13 protein-coding genes are annotated in these 12,316 nt (G+C 62.0%); 2 read left to right on the plus strand and 11 right to left on the minus strand.

The annotated features are described in order from the left end of the window. The first annotated feature begins 28 nt into the window (after positions 1–28). Entirely contained in the window at positions 29–1,927 is a 1,899-nt protein-coding gene (gene dxs, locus AC3IT6_RS25905) for a 1-deoxy-D-xylulose-5-phosphate synthase (protein ID WP_489353555.1), read from the plus strand. A gap of 153 nt (positions 1,928–2,080) precedes the next feature. Then, positions 2,081–3,964 (plus strand): TonB-dependent receptor domain-containing protein, encoded by a 1,884-nt coding sequence (locus tag AC3IT6_RS25910; RefSeq protein WP_489353556.1) that lies wholly within the window; start codon positions 2,081–2,083, stop codon positions 3,962–3,964. Between the two features lie 108 nt (positions 3,965–4,072). Here AC3IT6_RS25910 and AC3IT6_RS25915 read toward each other — a convergent pair whose 3' ends face one another. From AC3IT6_RS25915 to nrdR, 11 genes are all read right to left on the minus strand, one after another. After that, positions 4,073–4,873, minus strand: coding sequence for a cobalamin-binding protein (locus AC3IT6_RS25915; RefSeq protein ID WP_489353557.1), 801 nt, complete (start codon positions 4,871–4,873; stop codon positions 4,073–4,075). Beyond that, positions 4,873–5,292 (minus strand): MFS transporter, encoded by a 420-nt coding sequence (locus AC3IT6_RS25920; RefSeq protein ID WP_223449103.1) that lies wholly within the window; start codon positions 5,290–5,292, stop codon positions 4,873–4,875. Before AC3IT6_RS25920 ends, AC3IT6_RS25915 begins: the two co-directional genes overlap by 1 nt. Continuing rightward, positions 5,289–5,906, minus strand: a complete 618-nt coding sequence (gene ribA, locus AC3IT6_RS25925; RefSeq protein ID WP_056728926.1) for a GTP cyclohydrolase II — start codon at positions 5,904–5,906, stop codon at positions 5,289–5,291. Before ribA ends, AC3IT6_RS25920 begins: the two co-directional genes overlap by 4 nt. Before the next feature lie 288 nt (positions 5,907–6,194). Further along, positions 6,195–6,698, minus strand: a complete 504-nt coding sequence (locus AC3IT6_RS25930) for a phosphatidylglycerophosphatase A family protein (RefSeq protein WP_007970166.1) — start codon at positions 6,696–6,698, stop codon at positions 6,195–6,197. After that, complete coding sequence (thiL, locus tag AC3IT6_RS25935) at positions 6,695–7,660, minus strand: thiamine-phosphate kinase (RefSeq protein WP_489353558.1); 966 nt, start codon at positions 7,658–7,660, stop codon at positions 6,695–6,697. The genes AC3IT6_RS25930 and thiL overlap by 4 nt, the downstream gene beginning before the upstream one ends. Before the next feature lie 178 nt (positions 7,661–7,838). After that, positions 7,839–8,339 (minus strand): transcription antitermination factor NusB, encoded by a 501-nt coding sequence (gene nusB / locus AC3IT6_RS25940; protein WP_489353559.1) that lies wholly within the window; start codon positions 8,337–8,339, stop codon positions 7,839–7,841. Continuing rightward, the gene (gene ribH / locus AC3IT6_RS25945; protein WP_003228649.1) at positions 8,336–8,812 is read right to left on the minus strand and encodes a 6,7-dimethyl-8-ribityllumazine synthase; all 477 of its coding nucleotides are present in this window, start codon (positions 8,810–8,812) and stop codon (positions 8,336–8,338) included. Before ribH ends, nusB begins: the two co-directional genes overlap by 4 nt. Positions 8,813–8,903: 91 nt before the next feature. After that, on the minus strand, positions 8,904–9,995 hold the full coding sequence (gene ribBA / locus AC3IT6_RS25950) for a bifunctional 3,4-dihydroxy-2-butanone-4-phosphate synthase/GTP cyclohydrolase II (RefSeq protein WP_489353560.1): 1,092 nt from the start codon (positions 9,993–9,995) through the stop codon (positions 8,904–8,906). 16 nt (positions 9,996–10,011) lie between these two features. Next, a complete protein-coding gene (locus AC3IT6_RS25955) occupies positions 10,012–10,674 on the minus strand; it encodes a riboflavin synthase (RefSeq protein ID WP_134423297.1) in 663 nt (220 codons plus the stop codon). A 47-nt stretch (positions 10,675–10,721) separates the two neighbouring features. Next, positions 10,722–11,855, minus strand: a complete 1,134-nt coding sequence (gene ribD, locus AC3IT6_RS25960; protein ID WP_489353561.1) for a bifunctional diaminohydroxyphosphoribosylaminopyrimidine deaminase/5-amino-6-(5-phosphoribosylamino)uracil reductase RibD — start codon at positions 11,853–11,855, stop codon at positions 10,722–10,724. Next, complete coding sequence (gene nrdR / locus AC3IT6_RS25965) at positions 11,852–12,316, minus strand: transcriptional regulator NrdR (RefSeq protein WP_003228656.1); 465 nt, start codon at positions 12,314–12,316, stop codon at positions 11,852–11,854. Before nrdR ends, ribD begins: the two co-directional genes overlap by 4 nt.

A 12,316-nucleotide genomic window follows, 5' to 3' on the forward strand; every position in this document is an offset into this window, starting at 1 on the left:
ATCTTTTATACCTATAACGATTCGCCTGATGCCCACGACGTTTCATGAGATTCCCCGCAAACGCCCGACCACGCCCCTGCTCGACCGCGCGAACACGCCGGACGGCCTGCGCCGGTTAGGCGAAGCCGAGCTGGAAACCCTGGCCGATGAGTTGCGCCTGGAATTGCTCTACACGGTCGGCCAGACCGGTGGGCATTTCGGTGCCGGCCTGGGCGTGATCGAGCTGACCATTGCGCTGCATTACGTCTTCGACACCCCGGACGACCGGTTGGTGTGGGACGTGGGTCATCAGGCTTATCCACACAAGATCCTCACCGGTCGTCGCGAGCGCATGGGCACCCTGCGCCAGAAGGACGGCGTCGCTGCCTTCCCGCGCCGCTCCGAAAGCGAATACGACACCTTTGGCGTCGGCCACTCCAGCACCTCGATCAGTGCAGCGCTGGGCATGGCGATTGCCGCCCGCCTGCAAAACAGCGAGCGCAAGGCGATCGCGGTGATCGGCGACGGCGCGTTGACCGCGGGCATGGCGTTCGAGGCGCTGAACCATGCGCCGGAAGTGGACGCCAACATGCTGGTGATCCTCAACGACAACGACATGTCGATCTCGCGCAACGTCGGTGGCTTGTCGAACTATCTGGCGAAGATCCTTTCCAGCCGCACCTATGCGAGCATGCGCGAAGGCAGCAAGAAAGTGCTGTCGCGCCTGCCTGGTGCCTGGGAAATCGCCCGTCGTACCGAAGAATATGCCAAAGGCATGCTGGTTCCCGGCACGCTGTTCGAAGAGCTGGGCTGGAACTACATCGGCCCGATCGATGGCCACGACCTGCCGACCCTGATCGCCACCCTGCGCAACATGCGCGATCTGAAAGGCCCGCAGTTCCTGCACGTCGTCACCAAGAAAGGCAAAGGTTTCGCCCCGGCGGAAGTCGACCCGATCGGTTACCACGCCATTACCAAACTCGAACCGCTGGACGCCCCGGCCGCCGCGCCGAAAAAGGCCAGCGGGCCGAAATATTCCGGTGTGTTCGGTGAATGGCTGTGCGACATGGCGGCTGCCGATCCGCACCTGGTCGGGATTACCCCGGCGATGAAGGAAGGCTCGGACCTGGTCGCTTTCAGCGAACGCTTCCCGCTGCGCTACTTCGACGTGGCCATTGCCGAGCAGCACGCCGTCACCCTCGCGGCCGGCATGGCCTGCGAAGGCGCCAAACCCGTGGTGGCCATCTATTCGACCTTCCTGCAGCGCGGCTACGACCAGTTGGTGCATGACGTCGCGGTGCAGAATCTCGACGTGCTGTTCGCCATCGACCGCGCTGGCCTGGTGGGCGAAGACGGTCCGACCCACGCCGGCAGCTACGATTTGTCGTTCCTGCGCTGCATTCCCGGCATGCTGGTGATGACCCCGAGCGATGAAAACGAGCTGCGCAAAATGCTCACCACCGGTTACCTGTACGAAGGCCCGGCGGCGGTGCGTTACCCGCGCGGCAACGGCCCGAACGCGACTATCGAGAAAGACCTCGAGCCTATCGAGATCGGCAAGGGTGTGATTCGCCGCCAGGGCAGCAAAGTCGCCCTGCTGGTGTTCGGCGTGCAACTGGCCGAAGCCCTGAGAGTCGCCGAGACGCTGGACGCAACGGTGGTCGACATGCGTTTCGTCAAGCCGCTGGATGAAGCACTGGTTCGCGAAATCGCCAGCAGCCACGAGCTACTGGTCACTGTCGAAGAAAACGCGGTCATGGGCGGCGCCGGTGGCGCGGTCAGCGAATTCCTCGCCCGCGAAAACATCCTCAAGTCGGTGCTGCACCTGGGCCTGCCGGACATTTACGTCGAACACGCCAAGCCTGCGCAAATGCTGGCTGAGTGTGGCTTGGATGAAGCCGGAATCGAGGCTTCGATCCGCGAGCGCCTGCAACTGCTCAACATCTAAATCCCTGGATACATGCAACACCCCTGTGGGAGCGGGCTTGCTCGCGAAAGCGTCGGATCATTCAACTGAGAAGTTGACTGACACTCCGCCTTCGCGAGCAAGCCCGCTCCCACATTTGATTTGTGTGCGCCACGAAACACCAACGGATTACCCATGAAACTCTCTCCCTTCGCCCTGACGCTGACCCTGTTGCCGGCCGGTCAATTGCTGGCCGACACCTTCGAACGCGACCAGGCCCTGAAGCTGCCCGACGTGTTGATCAGCGCCAACCGCCAGGTCGAAGCGCGCAACGACAGCAGCGCCGCCAACACCGTATTCACCCGCGAAGACATCGATCGCCTGCAACCCGAAAGCGTCACTGATCTGTTGCGTCGGGTGCCGGGCGTGCAAGTCTCGCAGACCGGCGGGCGCGGCAGCCTTCCGGGTGTCTACATCCGCGGCACCCAGTCGGCCCAGAGCCTGGTGCTGGTGGATGGACAACGCATCGGCAGTTCGACCTCCGGCGACAGTAACCTGCAACACATCAATATCGAGCAGGTCGAGCGCGTGGAAGTGCTGCGCGGCTCCCGCTCGGTGATTTATGGCAGTGATGCGATTGGCGGAGTAATCCAGATCTTCACCCGCCGTGGTGGTGAACAAGGCCTGCAGCCGCGGATGCACGTTGGCTTCGGCAGAAACCAGACCTGGGAGCGCAGCCTCGGTTTGTCCGGCGGCGATGAACAGACCCGCTTCAACCTCGGCGCCAGCCTCGACGAAACCGCCGGGATCAATCGCACCCATGAGTCATACCCCAGCGACGGCGACCATGACCAGTACCGAAACCAGTCGTTCAGCCTGAGCTTGAGCCACGCACTCAGCGATGACATCGAAATCGGCGCCAACGCGTTGGATAACCGCGGCAAAAGCGAGTTCGACAACCCGTTCGGGCGCTTCGACATGAATACGTTCGAGTCGGTCCAACAGCAGCCCTACAACGAATTCGATGTGAGCAGTGTCAGCAGTTACATCGACGCGCGCATCAATGATCTGTGGAAAACCCGCATCGAGTTCGGCCACAGCGAAAACCGCGAGAAGACCCTGGACAAGCTCAGCGATGAGCGCAGCGTGTTCAACACCTACCGCGATTCGGTGAACTGGCAGAACGACCTGACGCTCAACGAGCGCAACAGTTTGCTGCTCGGCGGTGACTGGTATGAAGACCGCATCAACAGCAGTACCGCATTCGATGAGGACAGTCGCTGGAACCGTGCGGCGTACATCCAGCACCGCTATCGGGCCGACAGTTTCTCCACAGAGCTGGGTTTGCGTCACGACGACAACCAGCAGTTCGGCAGCCAGAACACCTGGAGCGGCACCTTCAGCCTGCCGCTGAACCCGGACAACGAAGTGCTGCTGACCTACAGCGAAGGCTTCCGCGCGCCGACCTTCAACGATCTGTACTACCCCGACTTCAGCAACCCGGACCTGAAGCCTGAAACCTCGAAAAGCTATGAGCTGCAATGGCGCAGCCAATTGACCGAGAACAGTCGCCTGGAGACGTCGCTGTATCGCACCGACCTTGAAGACGCGATCGTCTTCGGCAGCAACTTGCGCCCCGAGAACGTTGCTTCCGCGCGAATCAACGGCTTCGAAGCCGCACTGAAGCAGGAACTGTTTGGCTGGCAGAGCAACCTTGGCATTGCGATCATCGACCCACGCGACCGTGATACGGGCCGCACCCTGGCCCGGCGTTCGCGGCGCACCTTGAGCTGGGATCTGGACCGACAGTTCGATCGCCTGGGCCTCGGTGCCAGTTGGCAAGCGGTCAGCAGCAGCTATGACGACTTGAACAATCAACAGCCGTTGGGCGGTTATGCCTTGTTGGGACTGCGCAGCAGTTGGGAGCTCAACCGTGAAATCCGGCTGGAGCTGAAGGTCGATAACCTGCTGGACAAGGGTTACAGCCGGGCGCTGTACAGCTACCAAGGTAGCCAGTACGGGTATCGTGAGGAAGGTCGGGCGTGGTTGTTTGGGGTGACGTGGACGCCGGAGATCTGATCCGGGCTTTGTACTGTCTGGGCCGACCTCTTCGCGAGCAAGCCCGCTCCCACAGGTTTAGCGCGATCCTGTGGGAGCGGGCTTGCTCGCGAAACAGTCGACTCGGTCTCAGCGGTCGGGTGCGATCAACTGGCAGAGTTTGGCAGTTGCCTCAATCATCTGCCCACTCGGCCGCTCCAGGCCCTTGTCCGTCACCAAGCGCAACTGTCCCTGTGCCACGGCCGCCACCTGTGGCCAGGCTTTCCACGCATCGAGCTGCGCCTGTTCGCTGGCCAGAATCACCTCGGGATTACGCTGCAGCACGGCTTCCACACTGACTTGCGGTGCCGGCAGTTTCAGGTCACCAAACACGTTTTGCGCACCGCAGACCTCCAGTGCATCGCTGATGATCTGCTCGCCGCCAACCGTATACAGCGGCCGATCCCAGACCTGATAAAACACCCGTAACGGCTTGTCCCGGCGATAGCGTTGGCGCAATTCATCCAGCCGCTGGCGTAAATCGCGGGCCAATGAAATTCCGCGCTCAGGCCGATCGAGCTGAGCGGCAATAGCCTCGATCTGCGCGGCGAGCTGGTTCAGGCTGTGGGGTTCGGCGACGTAGGTGGGAATATTCAGTCGCTTGAGCTGATCACGCTGGGCCGGGCCGACGCTACCGGGCCATAGCAGCAAGAGATCGGGTTTCAGGCTGAGCAAGCGCTCCATGTCCAACTGGCCATAGCGGCCAACGGAGGGCAGGTCCTTGAGTTCGGCAGGTCGTTCACCGGCGTCCAGCACACCGACCAGGAGGTCGGCGGAGCCCAGTTCAACGACGATTTCAGAGAGCGACGGGGCGAGGCTTACAACCCGTTCGACCGCGACTGCCGAGCCGCTGGCGGCCAGCAGCGACACCGCCAGCCAGACCGCGCGCATCAACCGAGTTGACGCGGAATACGGTAAAGGTAGAACAGCACGGCGGTCGACAGTGCCAGCAGCATCAGCGGCACGGCTTCGAGACCGACGAACACCGCCAGGGCACCGATCCAGGCCGGCAGCCCGGCGGCCAGGAATGCCGTGCGCCGCTTGGCCGCCAGACTGATCCAGGCGCCAGGTTCTTCAGGGGTATCGAGGGCTTTCTGGGTGGCAATCAGTGCGTGTTTGTAGGCGCCGAAAAACTTCAGGCTGACAAACATCGAGGCGACTCCGGCGATGAACAACGGCATCGCCAGCACCGGCAGAATGGCTTCACTCTGGCCGAACACCGCATTGATCACAAACAGCGGCAGCAAGGCCAGCGCCAGGTATTGCCACCAGTTGATGGACAGTCGCCGCCGCACCTGACCGCGGGTCACGCCCGGTCTACCTCGCCCTGATGCTCATTGCCCATCATGTGGTCGAGCTTGCTGGCCTTGGTCGCCAGATAGAGTCGGTTATGCGGGTTGTGGCCGGTGTGCAGCGGCACGCGCTCGGCGACCACGATACCCATGTCGGTCAAGGCCTTGACCTTGCGCGGGTTGTTGGTCATCAGCCGCAGGGACTTCACGCCCAGATGCTCCAGCATCGGCAGGCACATGGCGTAGTCACGCTGGTCGGCGGCAAAGCCCAGGCGTTCGTTGGCTTCGACGGTATCGGCGCCACCGTCCTGCAGTTCGTAGGCACGGATCTTGTTCAACAGGCCAATGCCCCGGCCTTCCTGACGCAGGTAGAGCAACACGCCACGACCTTCGCGGGCGATGGCCTGCAAGGCGGCCTCCAGTTGCGAACCGCAGTCGCAACGCTGGCTGAACAAGGCATCGCCCGTCAGGCATTCGGAGTGCAACCGGCCGAGTACCGGGGCACCGTCGGCAATCTCACCCAGGCTCAGCACAACGTGCTCGCGGCCGGTGGCTTCATCGAGAAAGCCATGCATGGTGAATTGCGCAAAAGGCGTTGGCAGCTTGGAAGCGGCGACAAAAACGACAGGCACCGGTGTGCTCCTGATCTAAAAGTCTGAAGATTCGCAGAGCCGGCATTGTAACAGCAGGTTCCGGAGGACGCTTAGGCTGAATTATCGGCGATAACTATCAAAATGTTTGATATACGCCGCACCACAATCAATGTGGGAGCGGGCTTGCTCGCGAAGGCGTCGTGTCAATCGACATCAATGTTGCATGACACACCGCTTTCGCGAGCAAGCCCGCTCCCACAATGGATGCCTTAAGAACCGTGTCAGTTCGAATCACAGCTCTCATGATCAACGCCTGGAAATCCCCGGTCAGGCGAAAAACCACACCAGTCCCTGCATCGCCAACCAGGCGAACACCCCGGCCAGGACATCATCGAGCATGATGCCGACGCCGCCATGTACGTGCCGGTCAATCCAGCGAATCGGCCATGGCTTGAGAATGTCGAAGAAGCGGAACATCAGGAAACCCGCCAGCAACCACTGCCAGCCTTCCGGCACCAGCCACAGGGTTATCCACATCCCGACCATTTCGTCCCAGACGATGCCTTCATGGTCGTGTACCCGCAAATCGTCGGCCACTTTGCCGCACAGCCAGAAGCCGAACAGCATGGTGATGCCCAGCATCAGCCAATAACCCCAGTCGGGTAGCATCTGCCACAACGGAATAAAGGGCAGCGCAACCAACGACCCCCAAGTGCCGGGCGCCTTTGGCAAGGTGCCCGAGCCAAAGCCGAACGCCAGGAAATGCCATGGGTTACGCCAGACCGATGGCGGTACGAACTCCGCCGGGACCTGTTTGGGATGATCTGTCACGGTGACTCCCGAAAATGTTGATAACCCCGGGATTGCGGGGTGATGTCTTTGCCATCGGCATCCAGCAGTGCCACGCCCTGCCCAGTTACCACCCGCCCAATCACATGGATCGGCCAGCCGTCGGCCAGCAATAGCGGCAACTCGACGGACGGTAAGGTGAAGGCCAGGACGTAATCGTCGCCGCCGCTCAGGGCCGCGACCTGTGCGTCCGAATGACCGAGAAAGTCGACCAGGCTCTGCGACAGCGGCAAACGATCCCGCTCGACTTCGATTCCGACCTTCGAAGCCAGCGCGATATGCCCGCAATCAGCGAGCAGGCCGTCAGAGATATCCATTGCCGAAGTGGCCTTGCCCCGTAGCGCCTGACCCAAACCGAGTTGCGGTTGCGGTGACCAGTAATGCGCCAGCAGTGGCTCGGCAATGCTCGCTTCGGCTGTGCGCTGGCCGAGCACCAAGGGTAAGGCACCAGCGGCATTACCCAGGTTGCCGCCGACACACAGCAGATCGCCCGGGTGCGCTCCGCTGCGGGTCAGCGCCAAACCGGCCGGTACGCGCCCGAACACGGTCATGGTCAGGCTCAGCGGCCCACGGCTCGTGTCGCCACCCACCAGTGCCACTCCACAGCTTTGCGCCATCTGGTTCAAACCACGGGCATAGGCTTGCAGCCAATCGGCGGTCACCGTCGGCAAGGTCAGGGCAAGGGTAAAGGCAACCGGGGTGGCGCCCATGGCGGCCAGGTCGCTGACGGCCACGGCCAGCGAGCGCTGACCGAGCAGAAACGGATCGCAGGGATCGGCGAAATGCACGCCGGCCACCAACGTATCGGTAGAGATCGCCATCTGTTCCCCGGAGGGAACAGCCAGCAAGGCACAGTCATCGCCAATCCCGAGGGCAACGCCTTCGCCGCCCTGCGCACAAGGCGCGGCGGCGAAGAAATTGCGGATCAGCTCAAACTCGCCCATAGGGTGTCCTGTCTCACCAATACTGTTCATTTTTTAGCGGCGTCTGGTGTCGCCATACTGCGTTGCCGCTCCTCGCCATAGCACGCTATGACTCGTCGCGGCGCCTTGTCTGGCAACACCAGCCACTCGCTAGAAAACGAACGTATCGGCGAGACAGGACACTAGATCCAAACGCTAATTAGCGCTTGAACGCCTTCACTTCAGCTTCACGCAGACGCGGGGCCAGCTTGTCGAGCACACCGTTGACGAACTTGTGGCCGTCGGTGGAACCGAAGACCTTGGCCAGTTCGATACCCTCGTTGATCACAACGCGGTACGGCACGTCGGCGCGCTTGAGCAGTTCCCAGGTGGACAGGCGCAGAACCGCCAGTTCAACCGGGTCCAGCTCATCGATGGTCAAGTCCAGGCATGGCGTGAGCGCGGTGTCGATTTCGCTCTTGAACTGCGGAACCCCGTGCAGGATCTCGCGGAAGTAGGCGCCATCGACATCGGTGAAATCGTTATCGACCCGAAACTGCGCTTCGATCTCGTTCAGCGATTGCTTGGCCATGTGCCATTGGTACAGCGCCTGGGTCGCGAGCTGACGGGCTTCGCGACGCTTGACGCTTTTCGATGGCTTGCCGGCATCCGCAGGCTTTGGATCGCGCGGGTTGAAACGATCGCTTTCGTCGCTAATCACTTGGCCTCCAACTGCGCCAGCAGGCTGACCATTTCCAGAGCGGACAGGGCAGCTTCAGCACCTTTGTTACCGGCCTTGGTGCCGGAACGTTCAATGGCTTGCTCGATGGAATCAACGGTCAGGACGCCGAAAGCGACCGGAACGCCGAACTCCATGGACACCTGGGCCAGGCCCTTGGTGCACTCGCCCGCCACGTATTCGAAGTGCGGAGTGCCGCCACGAATGACCGCGCCCAGGGCGATGATTGCCGCGAATTCGCCTTTCTGGGCGACTTTCTGCGCAACCAGCGGGATTTCGAAGGCGCCAGGTGCGCGGATGATGGTGATGTCGCTTTCGCTCACGCCGTGGCGAACCAGGGCATCAACTGCACCGCTGACCAGGCTTTCAACGACGAAGCTGTTGAAACGGCCCACTACCAGAGCGTAGCGGCCTTTAGGGGCGATGAAGGTACCTTCGATGGTCTTCAGGGTCATTCGATAGATCTCTTAAAGAGCCGGGACGCGTCTCGTACGCGTCCCTCGGTGATATTTGAACCGCGAATTCAAGGCCGGAAACAACCGGTCATTATTCGGAGGGCACGTATTCTACAACTTCCAGATCGAAACCGGATATCGCATTAAATTTCATGGGTGCCGACATCAGGCGCATTTTGCGTACGCCAAGGTCACGCAGGATCTGCGAACCGGCACCTACAGTGCTGTAGGTGGTCGGTTTTTTCACCACGGCGTGATCGGCGGTTTCGCGGATGTGCGCCAGCAACACGTCGCCATCGAGCGGGTGACCGAGCAACAGCACCACGCCACTACCAGCCTCGGCAACCGTGGCCATGGCGGCACGCAGGCTCCAGCGGCCCGGCTGCTTGACCATTAGCAGGTCACGCAGCGGGTCCATGTTGTGCACGCGAACCAGGGTTGGTTCTTCGGCGCAGATATTGCCCAGGGTCAGTGCCATGTGCACGTCGCCTTCCACCGAATCACGATAGGTCACCAGGTTGAATTGGCCCAGTTCGCTGTCCAGTGGCTGCTCGGCAATCCGCTGAACGGTACGTTCGTGGATCATCCGGTAGTGAATCAGGTCGGCGATGGTGCCGATCTTGATGTCGTGTTCAGCGGCAAAAGCTTCCAGCTCGGCGCGACGGGACATCGTGCCATCGTCGTTCATCACTTCGCAGATCACGCCGCTCGGCTCGAAACCGGCCATGCGCGCCAGGTCGCAGGCAGCTTCAGTGTGGCCAGCGCGGGCCAGGGTACCGCCGGCCTGGGCCATCAGCGGGAAGATGTGGCCCGGGCTGACGATGTCTTCAGCCTTGGCATCACGAGCGGCGGCAGCCTGCACGGTGCGCGCACGGTCGGCAGCGGAAATGCCGGTGGTCACGCCAGTGGCCGCTTCGATCGATACGGTGAACTTGGTGCCGAAACCGGAACCGTTGCGCGGCGCCATCAACGGCAGCTTGAGCAGTTCGCAACGCTCGCGGCTCATCGGCATGCAGATCAGGCCACGGGCGTGCTTGGCCATGAAGTTGATGTGCTCGGGCTTGCAGCACTCGGCGGCCATGATCAGGTCGCCTTCGTTCTCGCGGTCTTCGTCATCCATGAGGATGACCATCTTGCCTTGGCGGATGTCTTCAACCAGTTCTTCGATGCTATTGAGCGCCACAAGGCACCCCCTTGAGTCAGGATTTGAGGTAGCCGTTGGCGGCCAGAAAGCTTTCGGTAATGTTACCGGAGGTTGGCTCTGCGGCCTTGTCGCCCAGCAACAGACGCTCCAGGTAACGGGCCAGCAAGTCCACTTCCAGGTTCACCCGGCGACCCGGCTGATACGACGCCATGATGGTTTCGCTCAGGGTGTGGGGAATGATGGTCAGCAGGAACTCGGCGCCATCGACTGCGTTCACGGTCAGGCTGGTGCCGTCGACGGTGATCGAGCCTTTATGGGCGATGTACTTGGCCAGCTCCTTCGGCGCGCGGATGCGGAATTCCACGGCGCGCGCGTTCTCGGTACGGGCAACCACTTCGCCCACGCCGTCGACGTGACCGCTGACCAGGTGCCCGCCGAGGCGAGTGGTCGGGGTCAGGGCTTTTTCCAGATTGACCGGGCTGCCGCTTTTCAGGTCGTTCATGGCGGTGCAGTCGAGGGTTTCGCGACTGACGTCCGCCGCAAAGCCATTGCCCGGCAATTCAACGGCAGTCAGGCACACGCCGTTGACCGCGATGCTGTCGCCCAGTTTGACGTCGCTCAGATCGAGCTTGCCGGTTTCGACGTGAACCCGCACATCACCGCCCTTTGGGGTCAATGCACGAATACTGCCGATGGATTCGATGATGCCGGTAAACATGAGGTTTTCCTCGAGAACAAAGCCAGCGCTGTAGCGTTGACCGGAAATTATACGCTCGCGGTTGACGTAGGAATGGCAATGACTCGCCAGTCATCGCCCACTGCGCGAATTTCGATGATTTTAAGCTCGGGCGCATCCTTCATTTGCGCGAGCGGCCAGTCCAGCAACGGCCGCGCCGAGGAACCCAGGAACTTGCCGGCAATGAAAATCTGGAACTCGTCGACCAGACCGAGTTGGGCAAAGGCACCTGCCAGGCGCGGACCGGCCTCGACCAACACCTCGTTGACACCACGAGCGGCGAGCTCAACCAGCAACTGGCGCAGATCGACCTGGCCATCGTAGCCGGGCACGATCAGGCATTCCGGACCGTTGGCATATTGCTCTTCCACTGCCACGCAAGTGGCGACCAGCGCCGGGCCGGCCTTGAAGAACGGTGCATCCAGCGGCACCCGCAGGCGCCCGTCGACCAGCACTCGCAGCGGCGGGCGGCTCATGGCCAAGGCCGTTTGCTCAGCGTCCAGACCCAGCTCATCGGCGCGCACGGTTAATCGCGCGTTGTCCGCCAGCACGGTATCGGCGCCGGTCAGTACCACACTGGCTTGCGCGCGCAGACGCTGAACTGCCGAACGCGCCGCCGGGCCGGTGATCCACTGGCTTTCGCCGCTTTCCATGGCCGTGCGACCGTCGAGGCTCATGGCCAACTTGACCCGTACGAACGGCAAGCCGTGTTCCATGCGTTTCAGAAAGCCTTGATTAAGCTTGCGCGCCTCGCCTTCCAGCACGCCGCTTTCGGTGGCGATGCCGGCCTGGGCCAGGCGTTGCAGACCGCGACCGGCGACTTCCGGGTTCGGGTCCTGCATCGCCGCGACCACCCGCGCCACACCGGCATTCACCAGTGCATCGGCGCAAGGCGGCGTGCGGCCGTGGTGGCTGCAAGGTTCAAGCGTCACGTAAGCGGTGGCGCCACGAGCCTGCTCACCGGCCGCGCGCAAGGCGTGGACTTCCGCGTGGGGCTCGCCGGCGCGCTCGTGCCAGCCTTCGCCGACAATCTGCCCGCCCTGCACGATCACGCAACCGACCCGTGGATTGGGGTGCGTCGTGTAATGCCCCTTGCGCGCCAGTTCCAGGGCACGGGCCATGAAATGGGCGTCGAGGATGGCTTGTTCTGCGGGCGTGGTCATTCTTTCACCGGTTCACGGGCCAGGCGATCGATCTCTTCGCGGAACTCGTTGAGGTCCTGGAAGCGGCGATATACCGAAGCGAAGCGGATGTAGGCGACTTCGTCGAGCTTCTGCAGCTCGGCCATCACCAGTTCGCCGACCACGAGGGATTTGACCTCGCGTTCGCCGGTGGCGCGCAGTTTGTGTTTGATGTGCACCAGCGACGATTCGAGGCGCTCGACACTCACCGGGCGCTTCTCCAGCGCGCGCTGCATGCCGGCGCGGAGTTTTTCTTCGTCGAACGGCTGGCGACTGCCGTCGGTTTTGATCAGGCGCGGCAACACCAGTTCAGCCGTCTCGAACGTCGTGAAACGCTCGCCGCAGGCCAGGCATTCACGCCGGCGGCGCACCTGTTCGCCCTCGGCGACCAGACGCGAGTCGATGACCTTGGTGTCGTTGGCACCGCAGAAGGGACAGTGCAT

The sequence above is a fragment of the Pseudomonas sp. KH_017 genome (genome assembly GCF_057840285.1).